The following is a 251-nucleotide window of genomic DNA, read 5'->3' as shown; positions in this document are numbered from 1 at the left end:
AGCAACTTAAAACGCTAAACGGTTAACTCATCTGAACAGTTTATAGAGTTAAACTCTAATACATACGTATTTTTCTTCTAGGTATTCATCTAAACCTTGGTGACCACCCTCTCTTCCAAGGCCTGATTGTTTTACCCCACCGAACGGTGCTACAGGGTTTGATATAACCCCCTCATTTACACCTATCATGCCAAACTCTAACCCTTCGCTTATACGATAGATTTGTTTAATGTTTTGGCTATAAAAATACG

The 251-nt window shown here is 38.2% G+C and carries 1 protein-coding gene; it reads right to left on the bottom strand.

Features of this window, described 5'->3' with window-relative positions; all coding sequences use genetic code 11:
* Positions 1-48 precede the first annotated feature (48 nt).
* Positions 49-251, bottom strand: a 203-nt coding sequence (locus SB765_RS32110) for an aldehyde dehydrogenase family protein (protein ID WP_410932824.1), incomplete at its 5' end; no start/stop codon positions are given.

Source organism: Pseudomonas sp. SIMBA_067 (assembly GCF_046534675.1).
GTDB classification, from domain to species: domain Bacteria; phylum Pseudomonadota; class Gammaproteobacteria; order Pseudomonadales; family Pseudomonadaceae; genus Aquipseudomonas; species Aquipseudomonas putida.
Note: the sequence above shows the minus strand (reverse complement) of the source record. Positions and strands in the feature narration are given on the sequence as shown.